Origin of the sequence: Candidatus Enterococcus testudinis, assembly GCF_002140915.1 — a bacterium.
Classification (GTDB): Bacteria; Bacillota; Bacilli; order Lactobacillales; family Enterococcaceae; genus Enterococcus_D; species Enterococcus_D testudinis.
On sequence record NZ_NGKU01000001.1, the window covers coordinates 2,038,163 to 2,061,167 of the forward strand.

The 23,005-nt window shown below is 42.0% G+C and carries 17 protein-coding genes and 1 pseudogene; 5 read left to right on the forward strand and 13 right to left on the reverse strand.

Going from position 1 to position 23,005, the window contains the following annotated elements; all coding sequences use genetic code 11:
* Positions 1 to 101: 101 nt before the first annotated feature.
* Positions 102 to 335, forward strand: a complete 234-nt coding sequence (locus A5886_RS09820) for a hypothetical protein (RefSeq protein WP_143353785.1) — start codon at positions 102 to 104, stop codon at positions 333 to 335.
* Between the two features lie 156 nt (positions 336 to 491).
* Here the strand turns inward: A5886_RS09820 and A5886_RS09825 are convergent, their stop codons facing one another.
* Together A5886_RS09825 and A5886_RS09830 are read right to left on the reverse strand one after the other, a co-directional pair.
* A complete protein-coding gene (locus tag A5886_RS09825; protein ID WP_086274947.1) occupies positions 492 to 2,273 on the reverse strand; it encodes an ABC transporter ATP-binding protein in 1,782 nt (593 codons plus the stop codon).
* The gene (locus A5886_RS09830) at positions 2,254 to 4,011 is read right to left on the reverse strand and encodes an ABC transporter ATP-binding protein (RefSeq protein ID WP_086274948.1); all 1,758 of its coding nucleotides are present in this window, start codon (positions 4,009 to 4,011) and stop codon (positions 2,254 to 2,256) included. Before A5886_RS09830 ends, A5886_RS09825 begins: the two co-directional genes overlap by 20 nt.
* Positions 4,012 to 4,155: 144 nt before the next feature.
* On the opposite strand from A5886_RS09830, the gene A5886_RS09835 reads away from it, so the two are divergent.
* Complete coding sequence (locus tag A5886_RS09835; protein ID WP_086274949.1) at positions 4,156 to 4,992, forward strand: AraC family transcriptional regulator; 837 nt, start codon at positions 4,156 to 4,158, stop codon at positions 4,990 to 4,992.
* A gap of 49 nt (positions 4,993 to 5,041) precedes the next feature.
* On the opposite strand, the gene mgtE is transcribed toward A5886_RS09835, so the two are convergent.
* From mgtE to yjbM, 4 genes are read right to left on the reverse strand one after another with little or no spacing between them, the layout of a single operon-like run.
* On the reverse strand, positions 5,042 to 6,406 hold the full coding sequence (gene mgtE / locus A5886_RS09840) for a magnesium transporter (protein ID WP_086274950.1): 1,365 nt from the start codon (positions 6,404 to 6,406) through the stop codon (positions 5,042 to 5,044).
* Between the two features lie 22 nt (positions 6,407 to 6,428).
* Positions 6,429 to 7,322: an RluA family pseudouridine synthase gene (locus A5886_RS09845; protein ID WP_086274951.1), complete on the reverse strand. Its 894-nt coding sequence runs from the start codon at positions 7,320 to 7,322 to the stop codon at positions 6,429 to 6,431.
* A gap of 5 nt (positions 7,323 to 7,327) precedes the next feature.
* Positions 7,328 to 8,134 (reverse strand): NAD kinase, encoded by an 807-nt coding sequence (locus A5886_RS09850; RefSeq protein ID WP_086274952.1) that lies wholly within the window; start codon positions 8,132 to 8,134, stop codon positions 7,328 to 7,330.
* Positions 8,131 to 8,799 carry a GTP diphosphokinase gene (gene yjbM / locus A5886_RS09855; RefSeq protein ID WP_086274953.1) on the reverse strand — a complete coding sequence of 223 codons (669 nt, stop codon included), beginning with the start codon at positions 8,797 to 8,799 and terminating at the stop codon, positions 8,131 to 8,133. The genes A5886_RS09850 and yjbM overlap by 4 nt, the downstream gene beginning before the upstream one ends.
* 200 nt (positions 8,800 to 8,999) lie before the next feature.
* On the opposite strand from yjbM, the gene A5886_RS09860 reads away from it, so the two are divergent.
* Both A5886_RS09860 and A5886_RS09865 read left to right on the forward strand, forming a co-directional pair.
* A complete protein-coding gene (locus A5886_RS09860) occupies positions 9,000 to 9,572 on the forward strand; it encodes a CYTH domain-containing protein (protein ID WP_086276033.1) in 573 nt (190 codons plus the stop codon).
* Positions 9,573 to 9,676: 104 nt separating this feature from the next.
* Positions 9,677 to 10,333 (forward strand): DsbA family protein, encoded by a 657-nt coding sequence (locus A5886_RS09865; RefSeq protein ID WP_086274954.1) that lies wholly within the window; start codon positions 9,677 to 9,679, stop codon positions 10,331 to 10,333.
* 111 nt (positions 10,334 to 10,444) lie between these two features.
* Here A5886_RS09865 and pepF read toward each other — a convergent pair whose 3' ends face one another.
* The 5 genes from pepF to A5886_RS09890 all read right to left on the reverse strand — a co-directional run bounded on the left by pepF (position 10,445) and on the right by A5886_RS09890 (position 17,008).
* Positions 10,445 to 12,262: an oligoendopeptidase F gene (gene pepF / locus A5886_RS09870; RefSeq protein WP_086274955.1), complete on the reverse strand. Its 1,818-nt coding sequence runs from the start codon at positions 12,260 to 12,262 to the stop codon at positions 10,445 to 10,447.
* 60 nt (positions 12,263 to 12,322) lie between these two features.
* Entirely contained in the window at positions 12,323 to 13,321 is a 999-nt protein-coding gene (locus A5886_RS09875; RefSeq protein ID WP_086274956.1) for a competence protein CoiA, read from the reverse strand.
* 80 nt (positions 13,322 to 13,401) lie between these two features.
* Entirely contained in the window at positions 13,402 to 14,052 is a 651-nt protein-coding gene (locus A5886_RS09880) for an adaptor protein MecA (protein ID WP_086274957.1), read from the reverse strand.
* Between the two features lie 147 nt (positions 14,053 to 14,199).
* Positions 14,200 to 14,598 (reverse strand): transcriptional regulator SpxA, encoded by a 399-nt coding sequence (gene spxA / locus A5886_RS09885; RefSeq protein WP_086274958.1) that lies wholly within the window; start codon positions 14,596 to 14,598, stop codon positions 14,200 to 14,202.
* A gap of 691 nt (positions 14,599 to 15,289) precedes the next feature.
* Positions 15,290 to 17,008 (reverse strand): ABC transporter ATP-binding protein, encoded by a 1,719-nt coding sequence (locus tag A5886_RS09890; RefSeq protein WP_086274959.1) that lies wholly within the window; start codon positions 17,006 to 17,008, stop codon positions 15,290 to 15,292.
* Between the two features lie 244 nt (positions 17,009 to 17,252).
* Here A5886_RS09890 and A5886_RS09900 point away from each other — a divergent pair, with 244 nt between their 5' ends.
* Positions 17,253 to 17,987: an HAD family hydrolase gene (locus A5886_RS09900; RefSeq protein ID WP_086276034.1), complete on the forward strand. Its 735-nt coding sequence runs from the start codon at positions 17,253 to 17,255 to the stop codon at positions 17,985 to 17,987.
* A gap of 38 nt (positions 17,988 to 18,025) precedes the next feature.
* Here the strand turns inward: A5886_RS09900 and A5886_RS09905 are convergent, their stop codons facing one another.
* Positions 18,026 to 21,196, reverse strand: a complete 3,171-nt coding sequence (locus A5886_RS09905; protein WP_086274960.1) for a DEAD/DEAH box helicase — start codon at positions 21,194 to 21,196, stop codon at positions 18,026 to 18,028.
* Positions 21,197 to 21,211: 15 nt separating this feature from the next.
* A pseudogene (locus A5886_RS16215) lies at positions 21,212 to 22,846 on the reverse strand (SbcC/MukB-like Walker B domain-containing protein); the annotation flags it as partial.
* Positions 22,847 to 23,005: the final 159 nt, after the last annotated feature.

Below are 23,005 nucleotides of genomic sequence, written 5' to 3' on the forward strand. Positions count from 1 at the left end.
TCCACCTAAGCAGCTATTTAGGACTACTCACACTTTTTCTCCAAAGCTAATGATATGCTTGCATTAGCAATTATTTAGCTTATACAGAAAGGTGTGGCAAAATGAAAAAAATGTATTTAACTCTTCTGATCGTGTTGATGATGTTTAGTGATGCTGGAATTGCTCATGCACAAACCTCGAGTGAAGGATTCATTCTGGATAATCAAATTTCTGAAAGAGGTATTCTCATTGCCTCCTATAAATTTTCTTCTTATCCTCCTGCAACTTACAGAGGACAAGTACGGTTTCGCGTTGAAAAAAAGAGTAATTATTACGTTGGCTATTACAAAAATTAAATCTAAAAAAAAGCAAATCAAACACGCGTGTTTGATTTGCTCCCTTACAAAGGATGACTACATATAAAAGTCCTGTATAGAGTTATCTTGTATGCCAAAAAGGCGCACCTCATCACAAGGTGCGCCTTCTTCTCGATTAAATTATTTTCACTTATCTCATATCGCCTGCAACAAATCATATTGCGATTGATACAAATGATGATACAACCCTCTTTGGGCCATCAATTGGTCATGATTGCCTGATTCTGCGATTGTTCCGCCTGCAACATAGAATATCCGATCAGAGTTCTTGATCGTGGATAGCCGATGGGCGATGATAAAGGACGTACGTCCCTCCAACAATTTAAGCAAGCCTTCTTGCAGCAGTTCTTCTGTTTTGGTATCAATACTTGATGTCGCTTCATCCAATATCAGAATCTTCGGATCTGCCAATAATGCACGGGCAAAAGAAATCAATTGCCGTTGTCCGGCAGATAACGTACTGCCACGTTCTTCAACGACAGTATGATAGCCATCTTTCAATTCTTTGATAAAATCATGGGCGCGAACGATTTTCGCTGCTTCAATGATTTCTTCTTCGGTTGCATCAAGTTTCCCATAGCGAATGTTCTCAATAATAGTTCCCGAAAAGATAAAGGTATCTTGCAGCATGACACCCATTTGCGAACGCAAGGAGGACAGTGTCACATCGCGGACGTCCATGCCATCAACTTTGACACTGCCTTCATTGACATCATAAAAGCGGCTCAATAAGTTGATGATCGTTGTTTTCCCAGCGCCGGTTGGTCCCACCAAAGCAATACTTTCCCCTGGTGTAATCGTAAAGTTGACATCTGACAAGATATTCTTGCCTTCTTCATAGCGGAACGTGACATCTTCAAAAGCCACTGCGCCCTTCATTTCAGGCAAGACTTTGGCATCTGGTTTGTCTTCGATATCAGGTACTTCATCCATTGTTTCAAAGATTCGTTCCAAATAGGCTGTTGCCGTGATCAAAGAGTTATAAAAATTACCAATATTGATCACTGGGTTCCAAAAGTTATTGATGTAACTAATAAAGGCAATCAATGTCCCGGTACTTACGTCTACGCCAATTTGTCGGATGCCGACAAAATAAATCAGACAGGTCGTAATAACAGAGATATTTTGGACGCCAGGCCACATCAAGAATTGGATCCGCACAGCTTTCATCCATGATGTTCGATAATCACTGCTGACTTCCTCGAAAATCGACGCATTCTCTTCTTCTCTGGCAAAAGACTGTGTGATTTTGATGCCGGCAATACTTTCATGGATATAGGCATTCAAATTGGATTGTTTGTTGCTTAATGTTTGGTAGGCCTTGCGTTGTTTGTTTTTGATTACCATCACCATAACAAACAAAATCGGCAGCAACGCCAATGAATACAAAGTCAATTTGAAGTCAATCACAAACATGAAGATCAAGGTGATCACCACATTGAACACATCTGATATCAAATTGATCAGCCCGTTGCTAAGGAGATCACTTAATGTGTTGATATAATTGACGATCCGGATCAAGATTTTCCCATGCGGACGAGTGTCGAAGTAAGAAAACGGCAATCGTTGCAAATGTTCAAAAATGTCATAACGCATATCTTTCAGCACATCTTGGCCGATGCGGGTGATATGATAGATTCGATAACGCATACACAGTCCGATAATGATTAACGTTGCCAAGAAGGCGACACCAATCAAGAGCAATTGGCTGATATTTCCATCAGGGATCGATGAATCTATGGCAATCTTGGTGAAAACTGGCGCCAGCATACCGGCAAGATTGGCTAGAATGATGGTTGCCAATACGCTGATGATACTTTTTTTGTATGGCACAACATATCGTGACAGTCGTTTAAAATCTTGCCAACTAAATTCCTGTTCTAATTCCTCATCCACATCAAATGTGTTTCTGGCCATCGTCTTCACCTCCTGATAAACCTAATTGTTTTTGATAGACTTCGTAATACTTACCTCGCTTGGCGACCAATTCTTCATGGGTACCTTGTTCAACGACATGCCCTTTTTCCATCATCAAAATCAAATTAGCCTCTCTGACTGATGAGATACGATGGGCAATAATAAAGGTGGTTTTTTCGCCTGTTAACTTCGTCAATTCTTGTTGGATCTTTGATTCTGTTTCCATGTCAACAGCTGAGGTCGTATCATCCAAAATCAAAATCGAAGGGTCTTTGGCTAGGGCGCGTGCGAGGGAGATCCGTTGTTTCTGTCCCCCTGATAGACCAACACCACGTTCACCGATCACCGTTTCATACCCTTGCGGCATACGGGAAATAAAGGTATCTGCATCAGCCACTACAGCCATTTGCCGAATATAGCCTTCATCTGCCAATGGATTCCCAAAGGCAATATTGTCCGAGATCGTATTGGAAAATAAGAAGACATCTTGCATCACCATTGAAATATTTTCTCTTAATTGCCGGACCGGATAGCTTTTGGCATCTTTGCCGTCGATCAAGACTGTTCCTTCCGTTGGATCATAAAAACGGCCAACCAAATTGACCAGCGTTGTTTTTCCCGATCCCGTTTCCCCTAAGATGCCTAAGGTCTGCCCTGGTCCAATGTTGAAATTGATGTTGGAGAGCACATTTTGATTGGGATCATCAGAAAAGTGAAACGAGACATCTTTGAAAGTGACGTGCCCTTTGATTGGTGTCAATTGTTCTTGGTGGTGGACAGGAATTTTTGATTCTTGTGCCAGCATTTGACGAATCTTGATGCAGGCCGCCGAAAAACGTTGGGCGTCATTGATCAGCCAACCACTCATCCGCATCGGATTGTTCAACATCCACAAATAGCCATTGAAGGCGACCAAATCCCCTAGGGTCATCTCCCCATTGATGACGAAAATGCCGCCCAATACCAAAGCAATGATCGATAAACTGCCTGCCAAACCGTCTAACCATGGTAAATACGTACGAGACACTTCAGCAGAGGCCATATTCTTAGCCTTGAAATCTTCGTTATACGCCACGAATTTCTCGATTTCAAATTCTTCTCGAGCAAAAGCTTTGACGACACGGTTACCACCAATATTTTCTTCCACCATCGAATTCAGTCTGGAAAAGCTTTCTCGAATATTGAAGAACAAAGGGTGGGCTTTCTTGGACATTTGATTGGTTAGAATGAAAATAAAGGGCGTGATCACCACTAGGGCCAACATGAGTTTCCAATCAATGAAACTCATCACGACGATAGCCGAGAAGAACCACAAGACACATTCTGCGATATTGTAGGTGACCCATGAAACAAAGTGACGGATCGCATCGGTATCTCCTGTCATCCGGGCCATGATATCACCAACTCGAGTATGGTTGAAAAAGTCAAAGTCCAATTCCTGTAATTTTTGGTACATATCTTCTCTTAGATCATACAGTGTATTTTGACCGACACGTTCAAAAAGCAATTGGTAGGTGTAACGAACGATCGTCCGAATCACGGTGGTTGCGATCATGATCAATAATAATGGCAGTAAAAGTTCAGTTTTTTGCTGATTGATGACATCGTCGATCACCATACCTCCTAAATACGGATTAACAACGATCAGCGCTGCGTTGATCACCAAAAATAATGTTGCCAATAGAAGTTTGCCACGGTTCTTTTTTGCATAGCGCCAGATCCATTGTGTGTTACTCATCGAATTCCCCCTCTCGTTGTTAAGAATAGCGGTTTGAGAAGCGAATAAAATGGTTTTTCTTACTCATTTTGATGTAAAATATTACTAAGAAGCGCCACGCCTGATTTCATCAGGTCGTGCAACCTGAATTGGAGTGAAGCAGCCATGAATTTAGTCAACCCTCGGACGTTCAATCCGGAAATCATCTACCTATTTGATCCTTGGACACAATCAGAAAGTCATGGTGAGAAACACCATCATGATTTCTTGGAGATCAGTATATTATTAGAAGGCGAAAGCAATTATTATTTCAACGATGAACCTGCCAAAAAGATTCGTGCAGGCAGTATTATGCTCTTTAACCCAGGTATCGATCACTGTGAATTCCAACTGCCTGGTACCCGTTCCCATCAATTGCATATTGGGTTGAAAAACATCTCTCTAGAAGGTTTCAAACGCAATGTTTTCCCCAATAAACACCCGTTGTTGGACTTAGGTCAGTATCATCATCAAGTGCTAGACAAAGCGTGGCAGCTCGTGAAAGAAAGCAACGAAGAACGCGATGAATTCCAGCTGATCCAAAAAGCGTTGTTGATTGAAATGCTGGTCTATATCTTGAGAGGGCTGAATGATGAAGACAGCAATGTTGTGCCATACTTATCGAAAAGTCAGCAACGGCAGCAAAAAATCGTGAACTATACGATCTACTATTTGGAAAATCATTATAAGGAAGAAATCACACTGGAAAAGTTGGCACAAGATCAATTTTTGAGTCCTACTTATTTATCAAAGATTTTTAAAGAGGCGACTGAGATGAGTCCTATCAATTATTTAATTGAGATTCGTTTGAAACGGGCCAAGGATATGCTGAAAAATGACCAGCTGACGATCAAAGAAGTGGCCTCAGCTGTAGGGTATCAAGATGCCTATCATTTCAGCAAGTCGTTTAAAAAACTGTATGGCATCTCTCCTTCTGGAATTTTGCCGAAATTCAAACACTAAAAAAGGCAGCAGCACGCATCCCTTGTGGATCGTACTGCTGCCTTTTGTTTCATTGCATAAAATAGCTCATAAATAGACTGGCAATATTGAAATAGATCAAGACACTGGTCAAATCACTGAGTGTCGTGATAAATGGCCCACTGGCAACCGCTGGATCAAAGCCTAGTTTGTCCATCAACATAGGAATCAGACTCCCAGCTAAGTTTGCGACAGTGATGGCACACATCATCGCCATCCCGATCACAAAGCCAAGTATCGGATTTTGTTTCCAAACAGCGACGATTGCAAAAATCGTCAAACCCGTAATGGCACCTGTAAATAAACCAGTCAAAACTTCACCAGTTACAGTTTTGAGGAAACTTTTTTCTTTGTCATCATTGATGGCCAACCGTCTAACGGCGACAGCCAATGATTGGGTTCCAGCGTTGCCGGCTGTACCGGTGATCAAGGAAATAAACACAGCTAAAATACTTGCTTCACTGACTAATTCTTCATAATGGCTGATCAGACTTGCAGTCGCCATCCCTAAGAACAACAATGTAATCAACCATGGCAATCTGCGACTTGATGCTTTGATCGGGTTTTCGCTGACTTCTTCCACGTTGACCCCAGCCAAACCTGAGTAATCGCTGGCAGCTTCGTCATCGATCACGTCGATGATATCATCGACTGTCACGATTCCTAGAAGATGATCATCATAATCTGTAACGGGTAGTGCGAGGAAATCATAATCCCTAAAGGTTTGCGCCACATCCTCTTGGTCATCTCCAACATGGACCGACATGACCCGTTCATTCAAAATATCGGCGATCATTGTATCATCATCGTTGATGATCAAATCTCTTAAAGAAATAACACCGACCAATTTTCCATCGGTATCAACGACATAGATATAATAGATTGTTTCTGCGACATCTGCCGCATTTTTCAAGACGTACATCGCCGAGCGTACTGTTTGATTGGCCACGATCGAGACGAACTCAGTCGTCATCAATGAGCCTGCCGTTTCATCTTCATAGTGCAGCAACTCTTTGATTTCACTTGCTGCATCCGTGGTCATCAAACTTAAATATTTGGCCGTTTGTTTTTTGTCTAACGTATTCAACAGATCCACCGCATTATCGGTATACATCTGCGCCAGCATTTCTGCAGCGTAGCTTGGGCGCATCTCTGTTAAGTAGTCCACCATATGTTCATCATCTTCTTCGATCACGTCGAACATATCTGCCAATTCTTTAGGTGAAAGATAGGTATACACGATGTGACGATCACTAGCTTCCAGAGATTGGTAGAATTGCCCTTGCTCATAGATATGCAAGTCAAGAAATTCATCACGGAATTTCTGGATATCCATTTCTTTCAGTGCTTGGGTCAGTTGTTCAAACCGTTCGATTAATTCTTGATTTTCATCCAATCTCTTCACCTCATTTAATCTCTTATATACTTGTTGTGACAGCCAACATGTCTTGTGCTAATGGACAATCAAAGGCCATCGGTGCTTGCGTAAAAGGATGCAAAAATTGCAGCTGACAGCAGTGCAATGCTTGACGGTCGATCCCAAGATCCATGTTGCCACCATACATATCATCGCCTAACAGCGGACAACCAATTGCAGAAAAATGGACCCGTATCTGATGGGTACGTCCTGTATGCAGTTGAATATCCACCAATGCCCAATGGCGATTTTGCTGCGCGAGCCAGTATTCAGTCCTTGCCGGTTTGCCTTCGGGCGCGACTTTTCTTTTCAGTAAAGAAGTCAAATCTCTGGCGATTGGCTGATTGATCTCACCATGGGCAGATAAACCAGCGATATTTCCTGCGACCAATGCTTGGTATTTCTTGACGACTTTCTTTTCCCGTAATTGAACATCCATTTTGGCATGGGCAAAGCCATGTTTGGCAAACAACATCAAACCTGACGTATCTCGATCCAAACGCGTCACCACATGGATTACTTGATTTGGATAGTGTTGTTGACGGTAATAAGCCTTGACGCGATTGGCCATTGTGCCATTGGGATGGTACTGTGCGGGGATCGATGATACACCCGCTGGCTTATTGACGATCAGCAAATGAGCATCCTCGTAAACAATCTCGATGGGTGTCTCATCTAACAACATCGTTTCATGTTCGCCCTCATTTGGAATCACAATAGTTACCCTATCATTTTGTTTCAATGAAAACAAGACATTTTGTTCCTCTTGATTGACAAAAATAGCGCCTCCTTGAAATTTGATCTTGGCAAGGAGGCCTTTTGAAATCCCTTGTTCTTTCAAAAAATATTTGACCAATTGCGGTTCCTGTCGCAAATAGTGATACGTAAATTCCATATGATTTATTCTTCTCCAATAAAGGAATCTTTGACCCGACTCCAGAAATGCATATGCCGATACGAAGCAAAATGAATGCGCTCATCAGCGATACGGTAATAAATAGCGTCGATTTCCTCTTGCTCAATCGTAAATTGATCAATCGTCACCAAGTAATCGGTGCTTTGCTGCAACTGGACTTTGACCCATTCATGATGCCCCACCACGATCGGTGAACCTAGGGTACGAAAGACCCGATTGTTCAATGAGGCAATCTCCGCCAATTGAAATGCATTGATACTGGGATGCAGCACTGCACCGCCAACACTTTTGTTATACGCGGTGGAGCCGGTTGGTGTTGAAATCGACAGTCCATCTCCACGAAACTTTTCAAACAAGTCTTCTTTGATTGAAATATCCGCCACCATCGTGCGGTTGCCCCGCTTGATAGTAGATTCATTCAATGCCAAAAAATGCTTATCTGATTTGCCATTGGCATACGTGATTCGCACGTCTAACAATGGATAACTGACCGTCTTTTGGCGGTCATTACACAGGGATGCCACCATTTCTTCTAACTCATAATCTCGCCAATCTGTATAAAAACCTAAATGACCAGTATGGACACCTAGAAACTGGACCTGATCCAATTTATGATTGAACAAGTGAAAAGCCGATAGCAACGTACCATCGCCTCCCACTGAAATCACCAGTTCAGGATTGTCTTGATCAATGGTATTTTCAGATTGTGCTAACAACGCAATCAAGCGTTTGGTAACCCGCAGAGATTTTTCTTCTTGGTTGTTGATGATCGCTACTCGGATGCCCTTCATTTTTGGTCCTCCTCTAGCGATTGCGGACGTCCCCGCTTGTTGCGTTGCCCTTTTCCATGGGAGAACAGCCGTTGTGCTTCTTGGATCTCCTCGCGAATATTGGACATCTCTTCATCCAGCTGATAAGCAGCCTCAGCCGATCTGCGCAGTCGTTCGCCGATTTCAACAGGGAATTCTCCTTGATATTTGTAATTCAACGAATGTTCGATGGTGGCCCAAAAATTCATGGCCAATGTGCGGATTTGAATTTCAGCCATAATGATTTTCTCCCCATCGATCAATTGAACGGGATATTCGATCACTAAATGATACGACCGATACCCGCTGGCTTTTTTGTTGGTGATATAATCACGCTCAATGATTACTTTCATGTCTTTGCGGGTCCGCAACAATTCAACCACTTGATGAATATCTTCCACAAACTGACACATGATACGCAACCCAGCGATATCTGACATTTCCTCTTCCAGTCGGTCTAACGCGATGCCGCGTAATTTACATTTGGTTACAATGCTGTCCTCTGGTTTGACGCGGCCCGTCACAAATTCAATGGGGACATGTTTGCTTTGTTCGCGGTACTGTTTACGTATCCCTCTTAATTTCACTTTTAATTCAGAAACCGCTTGTTCATACGGTGCCAAAAAATCTTCCCAATCTCGAATCATATTCCTACCTCGATTCTTTCCATAACATACCCTCTTATTCTACCATACCTTGTTGGCAAATCTGAACCACATAGGTAGCAACCACAAGAAAAAATTGCTAAAATAGGGAAGATAATCAGTTCTTGAATGAGAAGCCGTTTTGTTTGACACAACAATGGCTCAATTGTAGAATTGGATAGCTAATGAAAGCGAGTGGCGTCATGAGTGAACAAATCGAAATTGAATTTAAAACGTTGCTTTCTGAAACCAACTACAATCACCTGATTGCACACTATCAGATCACAACGTCAGATATTAAAACCCAAGTCAACCATTATTTTGATACCCCTGACCAACAATTGCGCAACAAACGTTATGGTTTGCGGGTACGGACTACTGCACTTTATGATGAATTGACTTTAAAAACCCCCGTTGACAATGGTTTACTGGAGACAACGGATCGATTGACCAAGGAAGAAACTGCCGAGATTTTGCGCACAGGCAGGATTTTACAAACAGGTGCGGTCGCCAAGCGATTATTGACTGCATCCATCGATCCAACGGCAATTGTTCCCCTCACAAGCTTAACCACAAAACGAGCTGAATTTCCAATCAAGGAAGGCTTGCTAGCCATCGATCACAGTTGGTATGGAGATAAAGAAGACTTCGAACTCGAACTAGAAGTGACTGATCCAATTAGCGGAAAAGATGCCTTTTTGGCTTTATTGACCGCTTTTGAGATCCCTTATATGCCTGCAAAAAACAAAATCGAGCGGGCAATGTCAGAAAAATAATCATTTCAAGAATATTTACTTACTTTTTTCGCTAACTTTTGTTATATTTAATAAAATGTACGATTGTTTAACATAAAAAGAATCTTATTTGGGGAGAGATTCAAATGATTGAAATATTTTTATTTGTCAACCCCATCGGTCCGATTTGCTATCAAGTTGAAGCGGAACTCTTGGAGAATTTGACGAAATACCGTAAAAAAATCCATTTGCAAATATTGCCTTTGGTCAATTTGACCTCTGTTGGTGTTTCCATGGATTACTTGTCTATGGATAGAACCGATCTGCTATTACGCAATGATCAAACAAAACTGATTTATACAGCATCTCTTGATTATAAAGCCGCACAACTACAAGGCAAAAAAATTGCCCGTGATTTCTTGCTGAAATTACAGCAGCATGTCGGTGTCGCAAAAGAAATGTATAGTGAAGAATTGGTGCAGCAGCTGTTTTCTGAGACCCGCGGTGATTTAGAGATGTTCATGGAAGATCGTCAATCAGATTTGGTCAAAAAGAATTTTTTGACGGATCAAACAGTGGCTAAGGATATGGGGATCACCATCACTCCCTCAGCAGTCGTCTATAACTTTGCCTGCGAACGAGAATATGGCGTGCTTTTAGAAGGTGCGAAAGCATTAAAAAGTTTACCGGCATTGTGTGAGACCACCGATGATCAATTTGCGTTTCTTGAGAAGAAAAATGCTTTAAAAAAGCCAACCCTCTCATCTTTGCAAGGGGTTGACCACAAATTGATTTTGCTATGAGTGATATACCACTTCGTCCAGAAACGAAGTGGTTTTTTGCTCATTTGTTTATTTCACACGAAACAACCCAACCGACAATCGATTGGGTTGTTTTCTTTTGTGATGCCGTGATTAAGCGTCTAACTCATCTACTAGTGCTTCAAGTTCATCTAACCGTTGCGCAAAGACCTTCATTGCATCTTTGATATAATCTGCCTGTGTCATATCGACACCCGCTTTTTTCATCACTTCGATTGGATAATCCGAACGACCAGCTTTAAGATAATTCAGGTAATTGGTCAATGCATCAGGTTCACCTGATAGGATTTTCTTCGCTAAAGCAGAAGCTGCTGAAAAACCTGTAGAATACTGATATACATAGTAATTGTAATAAAAATGTGGAATCCGTGACCACTCTAAGCGAATCTCAGGATCTTCAGCGACTGCTGGACCATAATATTTGGCATTTAATTGCGCGTAATTTTCGCTTAAATATTCACTGGTCAATGGTGTTCCTTTGGCATCTTCAACATGCATAAAATGTTCGAACTCTGCAAACTGTGTTTGACGGAAGATCGTGCCTTTGAAGCCATCCAGATAATGGTTCAATACATAGGCTTTCACTCTAGGATCAGTTTCTGTCTGCAGCATATATTCAGTCAAAATATTCTCGTTTGTCGTTGAGGCGATCTCTGCTAAGAATATCGAATAATCACCATAAGCATACGGCTGATTGTTGCGGGTAAAGTAACTGTGGACACTGTGCCCCATTTCATGGACCAGCGTAAACAATTGGTCCAAACGATCATTCCAGTTCATCAAGATATAAGGCAATGTATCATAGGCACCAGATGAATAGGCACCGCTGCGTTTCCCTTTATTCTCAACAACATCGATCCATCGATTGTCAAAGGCTTCTTCTACCACTGCTAAGTATTCCTCACCCAATGGTTTTAATGCTTCTTTGGCTTTCACTACCGCTTCATCATAGGTATAGCGAATCGGCGCTTCTCCTAAGATTGGTGTATAGACATCGTACATGTGCATCGTATCGACTGCCAAAAGACGTTTTCTCAAGGCCATATAGCGATGCAGCAATGGCAAATGATCATTGACCACAGTAACTAAAGTATCATAGACACTTTCAGGAATATGGTTTGCACTGAGTGCTGCTTGGCGGGCAGAATCAAAATGACGGGCTTTGGCTTTGAAATTATGGCTTTTGACATTGGTACTTAATGTCTGTGCAAAGGTATTGCGAAATTGCTCATACACGCCGTATAAGCCTTTAAACGCGGCTTCTCGGACAGAACGATCGGTACTTTCCAGCAATTCGCCATAGACCCCATGAGAAAGCTGCACTTTTTCACCGTTTTCATCTTCAACGATTGGGAAAGTCAGATCCGCATTGTTTAACACGGAAAAGACATTGCCCGGTGCACCAAATATCTCTCCTGCACCAGCGAGTAATGCTTCTTGTTCAGCTGGCAAAACATGTGGCCGTTCATTGATCGTTTTTTCGATCATATGACGGTAGACGGCTAATTTGGGTTCTTGTTCAAAATAACCCCAAATCGTTTCATCGGTCATTGTCAACAACTCTGGATCAAACCAGGCAATGGCTTCACTGACCTGTGCCAATAAACTGCTTGCTTTTGCATATAGCCCTTGATAGGTCGTATTTGCTGTATCTTGGTCGTTTTTCAAGTGACTGTATACATATAGCTTTTCTAATTTGCGAGAAAGCGCCAAAACATATTCTAATGCCTCTAAGAAGGCTTCAGGTCCTTTTGTCAAGGTCCCTTGATAGTCTTTGGCTTCTTTTGCTTCTGCCGTGATTTCTTGATATGCAGCTTCGAATGCCGCATCATCGGTATAGATTTTGGTCAAATCCCATGTTTTTTCCTCAGGGATCGATTCCCGTGCTGGTAATTGTTTTGGTTCTGACATCTATTTCACTCCTTTGATATGCTCTAGAAATATCTTAACACATTTTGGGCGGGAACCAAATCATTGGTTTTGAAATCTAAACATCGCTTCCAAATACCGACATTCTTCGAACATAGCCGACAAAATCATCGCCTGGTCTATGAGCGGATAAGACCATGTCCAATCGATGAAGCAGAGTTTTCCCAGCCAATCTTGAAATGATTGTTTTGGATCGATGTGAAAACAAAAACGCATTGCCAATAGCCAATGTTCAAACAAAAAACCATACCGACTTTCTTGGTAACACCAATATGGCAATTGCGCAATATGACCGTGCAGTCTGTAGACAAATGCTTGAACCTCCATGATGCGGGGTGCTTTTTTGATCAGTTGCTGCAGGAGCCAATATTGATAGCCGCTGGGTTGCCATGGCGAACTTCGCGGCTGAGGCAACGTCTGTTCCTGATGGATTGGCTGCAGCGTCTCTTGATCATAAGGACAGCCTTCGGAAAACCAAGTACATTGATAGCCTACACCATATTGATAATGCCAATGAATCTCCCTATAGTGAATCAGACATTGACGCGCTGTATCAATCCCCCACAAATGAAAACCCTCTTCATCAAACATACAACTTGCTTTGGCAATCACATGCCAGTGTCGCTTTGGTTGTAAACGACTGCCCAAAATCCACCAGGGCCGATAGCCTGCGCTCAGATAGCCTTTTGTGCGGGCTGAAAAAGCTGTCAACGAGATCGGCGAGCACTGAATCTCAATCACCAGTTGCTGATATTTTAAATCCGGACGTTGACTCAATTCGGGCAAAAAGCACTCGATTTGAAGCGAGAGTGGTTGATACCAATCATATAAACACCCCTTCGCCATCAAATGTTCATCGGTCTCCCCTTCACTAAACGTGCAACATGCCCCATCGCTGCGGTGAGCAAAATGCGGTCGCCGAGCGGGCCCACGCTTCCATATTACCTGTTCTTGACAGCCTGGACATTGAAAGGGAGCATTTGTGGTCTCAACGGCATCTGCTCGGCGCAACTGTTTCTCTTTATCGTATGCATACATCATCCTCCCATCACCTCAAAAATAAGTACGCAAAAAAACCGCCACATCGCTAAAAGATGTGACGGTTGATTGATGATCGATCATTATTCAGTTTTGAAATAATAACGGGTCAATGCCAATGCATCATTTTCCATGATCAATTGACCATACTCAGAAAGCACTTCTGGTGTGACAGCAGTCCGCTGCGCAAATTCCATTAGATACGACAGTGCATTCTCGACTTCGATATCTGTGACTTCAGGATCTGTAAAACGCAGTTCGATGAAGTACTGATTGCCCATTTGATAGAGATTCGAGGCAACAGCTTCTAAGTACACCTCCGCTGCCAATTGAATCATATCCTCAAAATGAGCCAGCTCAAAAACAAACCGGGTACCGATTTCTTCAGGTTGCTCTGCTTCTTGTAATTGGGCTACCACGTGTTTCTTCAGCATGTCGGTAATATCTTCATGTTCATTCTCTGACAAGTCATCAAAGTTTTCCATTGCTTCTGGCGGAAGATTTTTACTGATAAACAACTCTAAGCCATCACCTTTTGGTAAGACTTGGAATGTGACTGCTTCGCTTCCTTTGAATTCTTCATCGATATCAACTTCTTCCAAAATACTATAAAAAAAGTTTTCAATTTCATTATGGTTACCTAGAAGGTCAAGAAAAGTGATGCCTCTCGCAGCTAAGTCTTCACTTTTGATCAATACACGAATAGTGTTCTCATTGATGTGTTCCATTTCCATATTAGCTACACCTCACTTTTGCTACTACTATAGGTTCATTGTAGCGAAACCAGTTAAAAAGTAAAGAAAAAACGAATATTCGCTTAAGAAAAACGTAAATCCCTGCAAAAAAACCCGTTCGGCTTAGGAACGGGTCAAAAACTTGTTTTATAAGCCAGCCATCAATTGTGCGTGACGAAGTTCTAATTGACGAACATCTCTAGGTAAGAACCGGCGAATTTCATCTTCATTGAAGCCTACTTGCAATCGTTTCTCATCAATCATGATGGGACGACGCAATAATCCAGGATTTTCTTGAACAAGGGTCAATAAATCTTTTAGGGGCAGGTCATCTAGATCCATATTCAACTTTTGGAATACTTTGGATCTGGTAGAAATAATTTCTTCGGTACCGTCTTCTGTCATCTGTAAGATGTCTTTCAGTTCAGAAATATTCAATGGTTCTGAAAAAATATTTCTTTCAACGAAAGGAATCTCATGCTCTTGTAACCACGCACGAGCTTTGCGACAAGACGTGCAACTTGGGGAAGTGTAAAGTGTCAACAACGTGCATCTCTCCTTTTGAAAAAAAAGTTGATCGCAAGTCCTGTTCCCTTGCTTGATTTCAATTATACAGAAGAACTTTAAAAAAATCCAGTCTAAATCTCATATTTTTTAATAAAAGTCGAAAGTTATATTAAAAGAAAAACCCCAAAAACAAAAGGTTTCTCTACAAGTTCGAAATATCAAATGAGAGAATTCAAATTTATTTTTAATATTACCCCTTTTATACAACAGTGTGTCAAAGGGGTATCAAGGTGATGACAGTTTGATAAATAATCGGGCTCAAATTAAGATACGTTTTTTAATTTTTTGCAAATGATTTACAACTGTAATTTCTTTATCAGCGATATAACGCGCATTTTTCACGGTTTTTTTTTTCAAGTAAAAAAGACGAAAAATGTCACTGAAATAACAAAAAACAATGACTTTTAAAAAAACTGTTATTTTTAAAACGACACGATCCCTCTCTCTAGGGTAACAGATTATTTTTTTTATGCAAATCACCTTCTAATGAAAAACTCTCTGTTTCATCCTACAAAAGAACGTTATCATGGGTACAAATTCAATTAAATAACACTTTTTTTCTTATAACAAAATAAAAAAACAGCCTATCTAACATGATAAGCTGCCATTTTCATTCACTATTTTTCATTTATCGTTTGTTCAAGCGAAGATGACGGAAGGAAAATCGCAATCAACTTTTGGCAAACTGCGCATCATGCAAGCGGCGATAATGGCCATTCAACGCCATCAGTGTATCATGTGTCCCTTCTTCTAAAATCCCTTGGTCACTCACAACAATAATTCTAGTGGCATGTTTGATCGTTGCCAACCGATGGGCAATGATCAGTGTCGTTCTGCCATCTGATAAGGCATTTAAAGACTCTTGGATGACTTGTTCGGTCTCAGTATCCAGTGCCGAAGTCGCTTCATCCAAAATCAGGATCGGCGGATTTTTCAAAAACATCCTAGCAATCGCTACCCGTTGCTTTTGCCCGCCTGAAAGTTTGACGCCTCGTTCACCAATAACCGTATCCAGTCCATCACTCATCTGATCAATGACTTGTTCCAAATGGGCTAATTTTACGGCTTGCAAGATGTCAGCTTCGGAGGCATTCAGTTTACCGTAAGCAATATTCTCACGAATCGTCCCCGGAAAAAGGAAAACGTCTTGCTGGACAGTCCCGATTTGTCCTCTTAAAGAAGCCAATGTCATGTCTTGGATATTGATGCCATCAATGGTGATTTCCCCATCAGATACTTCATAAAATCTCGGCAGCAAGTTGCATAGTGTCGTTTTGCCAGAGCCACTCTGACCAACGAAAGCCACCGTTTCTCCTGCCGAAATCTGTAAATCAATATGATTCAAAACCTTCGTTGCATCTGCGTAGGCAAAAGAAACGTCTTGATAACGAATATCTCCTTTTAATTTTGTGACTGTCACAGCATTTTCTTTGTCCTGAATGGCTGGTTTTTTATCCAACTCTTCAGTCAAGCGACGAAACCCGGCGATCCCTTTTGGATAGCTTTCAATCATTGTGTTGACCTTTTCGATTGGTCGAACAAAGACATTAGACAAAAGAATAAATCCAACAAACTGCCCATTGGTCAATTCTCCTTGAATGACATAGTAAGCGCCAAAAATCAGCGCAAACAAGTTGATCAAACGGATCAAAAAGTAATTATAGGCAGAACTAATGGCCATGATTTTATAAAATCTGATTTTCGAACGACGGTACAGTTGACTAAGTCCATCAAAACGCTGATGTTCGAATGATTCATTGGCAAAGGATTGCGTCACCCGAATGCCGCTGACAGAAGCCTCCACGCCAGCATTGAATTCACCTAAATTATCATAGATCTCGGTATTGACTTTGGTCATTTTTTTGTTAAAAAAGACCAATGCAACAGTAATCAGCGGAATCAGCGCAAATGTAGCCACCGCTAATTGGACATGCATATTCAGCATTAAAATAAACGAACCAATCAACGTCATGATCGTGATAAAGACATCCTCCGGACCATGATGTGCGACTTCTGAGATTTCGAATAGATCAGTAGTCAAGCGGCTGATCAATTTGCCGGTTTTTTGATTGTCGTAGTACTCAAACGGCTGGGTCTGCAAATGACGAAACAACTCTTGGCGCATATCTGTTTCAATGTTGACCCCTAACTTATGCCCATAGAAAACCACTACATATTGCAAAATCGTATTAATGACATAAAAAAAGAATAGGCCTAAACAAGCCAAAATAATCAACCGGAAATTATTTTGCGGCATAATTTGATCAATCACTCGATTGACTGCCACTGGAAACACCAATTCCAATAATCCGGCAAAGACGGCACATGTAAAGTCTAGTATAAACAGTGACCGATATGGTCGATAATAACGAAAAAACCTTTTTAACACATTTACCCCTCCTCCAATTCTTTCATTATAATGAAGAATGACCCAAAAGGCAAAATGAGAATTGTCTGAAATTGGGTAAAATTCACCATTATTGTGAAAGACCGTCAGTACACGGTTTGATTAAAACAGTAAAATAAACCTTTATTTATCAAGGTTTTTTCCCTTTTTTTATACAAAAAAATCATCTATGATATATACGAAAAACAAATGAAAGTTTTCATTAATTTTGAAAGGCGTGTCTTTTTTGATTTCTAGTATACTTTTTGATGTGGATGATACTCTTTACGACCAGCAACAACCATTTCGACAAGCGATTATGACTTATTTTCCAGAGGTCCAAGGGCAACATATGACTCCTCTCTATCTACGCTTTCGCGTCCATAGCGACGAACAATTTGGCAAAGTGTTAGCCAACGAATGGTCATTAGATCATTTTCGTCACTATCGCCTAAGCAGTGCGTTGACAGATCTCGGCTATGCTTCTGTCTCTTTGCCACAAAGCCAACGATTCCAACATCTATATGAACAGCAGTTGGATGCGATCACGCTGCATCCAGCAATCAAAGACACATTGGATCATTTAGCCACGTTGCCTATCAAACTTGGTATTATCACCAATGGACCCACTGCGCACCAGCAAAAGAAACTAGATCAATTGCAACTGACCAATTGGATCGATCCGGCACACATGATGATTTCACAAGCGACGGGTTACCAAAAACCAGAGTTAGAGATTTTCCAATTAGCAGCGTGTTCCTTTGACTTGCATCCAGAAACCACCCTTTATATTGGGGATAATTTTGACAATGACGTGTTTGGTGCCAAACGTGCTGGTTGGCAAGCCATCTGGTTGAATCATCGCAAACGCACAGCCCCGCAAGGATTGACTTCTTTACCAGATAGAACCATCGATTGTTTTGAAGATCTACCTGCTGCCATCACAGATCTGTTATCGATGCCAGAAATGCAATATGCCTAAAAAACGCAGGATGCCGGCCGGCATCCTGCGTTCTTTTTTTATCCATAAGCCTCTTCGCCGATACTCAAGATCAGACGAATATCTTCTTCTGTCATTTGCTGCAGTTGCGTTTCATTTCCTTGAATCACTTTTTGGAACAACTCTCGTTTTTCTTGCTGCAAAGCATCCATCCGCTCTTCAATCGTTCCTTCAGCAATCATTCGCCAGACTTCGACGACGCGTTGCTGACCGATCCTATGGGCGCGTCCTGCCGCTTGTTCTTCTACGGCTGGATTCCACCACAGATCATACAAGATGACCGTATCCGCACCAGTCAAGTTCAAACCAGTGCCTCCTGCTTTCAATGAAATCAAGAAGACATCTTTCTCTCCACTGTTGAAAGCGTCCACCATGGCCAAACGATCTTGCGGCGGTGTACTGCCGCGTAAATAAAAGGTTTCAAACCCTTCTTCGGCCAATTCCGTTTCAATCAGCGACAACATACTGGTAAACTGCGAAAACAACAACACCCGGCGGCCGTTTTCTTTCGCTGCTGTCAACAAATCTTTGACCTGTTCTAACTTACCAGAGGATCCTTCGTAGTCCTCAACAAATAATCGAGGATCACAACAGATTTGACGCAAACGAGTCAATCCAGCCAAAATACTGATCCGATTTTTTCTAAAGGATGCAGAGTCCATTTGGGCAATCTCTTCTCGCATTTGCCGCAGATAGGCCAGATAAATTTTCTTTTGTTCTTCTGTTAGTACGCTATAATAATTGGTTTCTAATTTCTCCGGCAAGTCATGGAGCACGGATTTTTTATCACGCCGTAAAATAAATGGTTTGATCATTTTTGCAATTTCTTGGGTTTCCAACCCTTTGAAGCCTTGTTTACTTGGGAAAAAGCCCGGCATGATCATTTGGAACAATGACCACAATTCTTCCAGGTTATTTTCGATTGGTGTGCCACTTAATGCAAAGCGTTGCGGTACTTGCAATGAACGCAAGGCTTGCGCTGTTTTGGTCGCACTGTTTTTGACCATTTGCGCTTCATCTAAGATCAAGCAGGTTAAGTCCAATTCTTGATACGTATCAATATCTTGCCTTAAACTGGCATAAGAAGTAATACGAATATCGGCGGTTTCCAACAATTGTGCTTCACGCTCTTCTTTGCTGCCGCTGATCACACAGGCGTGCAAACTTGGCGCAAATCGTTTTAATTCTTGCTGCCAGTTATAGGTCAAGCTGGCTGGCGCGACGATCAATGCTGATAATTCACCCTTCTCTTCTTTTTCAGATAGTAAGTAGCTGATTGTTTGGACTGTTTTACCTAAGCCCATTTCGTCTGCCAAGATTCCGCCAAAATGGTAATGGCTCAACATTTTCAGCCAACGAAAGCCTGTTTCTTGGTAATGACGCAATTCGGCGTTCAAGCCTTTGGGCAATACAGCTTGAAAGTCTTCAGGATGAATCAAATCTTTAGTCATTTGTTTGAATCCGTCACTAAAATCAGCTTGTGCTGTAAATTGCTCTTGCAAGACCAGTCCTTGGTGTAATGGCACCTGAATCGCACCATCTTTAACCGACATGGCCATCCGTAATTGCTGCAGTACGGCACTGGCTTCTTGGAAGGCTTCTGATTCTAATGACAGCACTTGTCCGCTTTCTGTTGTATAGAACTTGGCGGATTGCAACAAACTCCGCAAGATCGCATCGATTTCGGTATCGGCAATACCGCTGATATCAAATTTGATATCCAACCATGAGCCATTCTCTTCAATCGCTATTTGCGGGCGATGATGTTGAGCATCCAAATATAATTCCCGCAATTTCTTCCCGATTCTTACCTCACCCAGTTGGCGCAAAATCGGTACTTCCTTCGTGAAGAAGGCATAGAGGTGTTCTCCCAATGGCAAATCTTTTTGTCGATTTTTGCTGCTTGCTTGATAACCTAATGTGTCTAGCATTTGTTCGATCCGCGCTTCTTGCTTAAAGTCGCGCAAAATTTCTGGATGACCGTCTGGTGTCAGCTGATATTTAGGATCACTGGAGAAGACGACATCTCCATAACCAAAATCAACTTGCAAATCGATTTGGCCTTTGATTTTCCGAAGAGAAAAAACAACATGCAAAGCTGACTCTTCAATTTCAGCCCCGACTGCATCCGCAACAGTGACCGTCGCAATTTTCCGCAGATGGGGAAGAACTTTCATGAATAGCGTCGATAGTTCCTCTTTCGGGTATTCAATGATCGGCACTTCAAAGCGCTTGAAGAGTTGCTGCATCGTTACATATATTTCTTTTTGTTCTGCTGTCAACTCAAAAAACTGACCATCGATCAATCCCCAATTGTAATGATTCAACAAATAATCAAAATCTGCTAGCAACCGCAAGACAAATGTGTCATCGACTTTTTGGACATCAAACTGCAAAGGATTGCCCGTGGCAAATACCGCTTCTTTGACTTTCTGGCTGCCAATCGTGATCAGTCCGAAAACAGCGTTCATCTGTTCCAGCAACTCTTTGCCGTATTCAACAGGCAACAGCAAATATTTTTTGTCTAACTTGCCATTGACTTGGAGACCTGCTTGACCAATCAACTGCTGTGTTTGCGCGATACCTGCTAAGCGCTGCAACAATGCTTGATTCTGCGCATCAAAGGCATCATCCGTTAGCAAGAAATCAAATTGTTTGTTGGCGGTGTAACTTTTTTTCTCTTGATACATTTGCAAAAATTTGTAAATATTTTTTACCACATAGTTTCTAGTCGTACCGCGATAGCCGATTTTCAGTGAAATGCCCAGCAAATCTAGTTCTTGATGATAAGGATTGGTTGGAATCGTATCGACATGATATTCGACTTGAAGCGGGATTGTTTCAGTAGTATCCCCTCCTAATCTCGCAAATCCATTCGAGAACATTTCGGAAGGCGAAAACTGTTTTTTGACGGCTTGTTTTTCTGTGATCATGCGCGTTTTGCCTTGTTTGCGCAAATACAGTTCAACTGCAACCGTGTGTTTGCAGTAATGGTGTTCTTCCCAATACGGACATTGACAGTAATCCACTTCTTTTGCGGTTGCGTCTAAGGTCACTAAATACAATTCTGATCCTAGGACTTCTGCATGCCAGACATTTTCTTCAATATCCGGTGTGACAGATAATACACGGTCTTCATTTAAATAGGTCCGACCTCGTTCAATGACTTTTTCTGGTATACTCCACTTCATTATTTCCCTCCTTTCTTACGCTTTGATGCGGATCCGACTTTGACCGCCGCCATTGGTTTCAACAAATACTTGTTGTGTGATTCTTGTTCTAAGTTCTCGTACGTGACTAATAATCCCAATCATTCGCCCTTCACTTTCGATCATTTCTAACGCCTCCATTGCCATTTCCAACGATTCTTCGTCCAAAGAACCAAATCCTTCATCGATGAAGAGTGCTTCGATCTCGATGCCGCCAGCTTTTGCTTGAATGACATCTGCTAAGGAGATTGCCAAGGCCAATGCAGCAATAAAGCTTTCTCCACCGGACAACGTGTGCGCCCTGCGGACTTGTCCTGCATTGTCATCATAGATGTCAATTTCCAATCCTGTTGAGCTGCGGTAACTTCCGACTTTATCAGCCAATTCAAATTGATAACGGCCTCTAGTGAGTCGTGCCAAGCGGTCATTGGCGACAAGCAGGATCTCCGTCAAATAACGCTGCAGCACGAAGCGTTCCAAGCTGGTCTTCTTGCTGTTTTCACCATTCATGGTTTCTGCCAATTGTTGCAACTGACTCAATTGATCTAATGCTTGGAGGTTTTGTGTGTATATCGTTTGCAGTTCTTGATAAATCTGTTGATTGCTTCGTAATTTTTCCTGTTTTTGGATCACTTGTTCTTGCAAGCTAGTCAATTCATCTTGCAACTGCTGAGAACGCTCTGCTAATTGGTCGATATTTACTGGTTGCGCCGTTGACAAACGTTCCTCAAGTGTGACCAAACGTTGTTTGACAACATATCGATCCTGTTCATACGTATTGATTTCTCTTGAAAGCACCTCTTTGTCAGAGAGTGCCGTGAGCAGTGCCTGAAATTGGGCTTCGGTACAATCGGCGCCTTGAAGTATCGCTGCCACTTCTTCATCGGCTTCAGCTGCAGCTATTTGATTTTCTTTGCAAATATGTTGCAGATTCGCGACTTTTTCAGAATAGAGCACCAATTTTTTTTGAAGGTCATTGCCTTGTTGCGTATCGCATTCAATCTGCTCAGTTTGTTGCTGAACCAATCTTGTCAACTCTTGACGCTTGGTTTCGATTGTTTGGATCGAGTAACCAGATAGTTGTTCCACCAATGTTGCCAATTTGCCCTCGGCCATCTGGTACTTTTGAACTGCTGCGGTTTCAACGTCCACCAAACGCTGCTCTTTGCCGCTGATTTCTGCGCGTTGTTCCGTAAGTGTCTGTAATTGCTGTTGCGCCTTTCTGACGACTTCGGACTGTTGTTCATTGTATGCCATCCGTTGTTTGAGAAACACAACTACGTTTTCTTTGTCGACTGACTCTTGCTTTTCGATCAGCGGTTGCAATGCCTGATTGACCATTTTCCATGCATCCTTATGGGCTTGTTGCAAGTCCTCCCGTACCGTTTGCGCCTCAGCGAACTGTTGCTGACATTGCTGCAACAAGGTTTGCGTGGCAGACAGCTGTTCTTTGACAGTGGTCAGCTCATTTTGCGTGCGAATCAATGTTTCTTCGCTCTCCATAATGTCTTCAATTGTATAAGAGGCATGTTCCTGAACGATGGGATGGTCCGTCGAACCACAGACTGGACATGGTTCATCGGGTGCTAACAACAGCTGTAAACGGGCGATTTGCATTTTGGCATTTTGACTAGTTTCGGCCTTTAATATGGTCGCCAATCGGGTAGCTTGTTCTTCTAAATGCGCCTGATCTTTGGTCAAATCAGCTTCTTGTGCTTTTAACTGTTGATGACGCGTATCGGCTTTTACTTGCTGCTCTTTGATCTGTTGCCATTTTTCCAGTAGATTTCG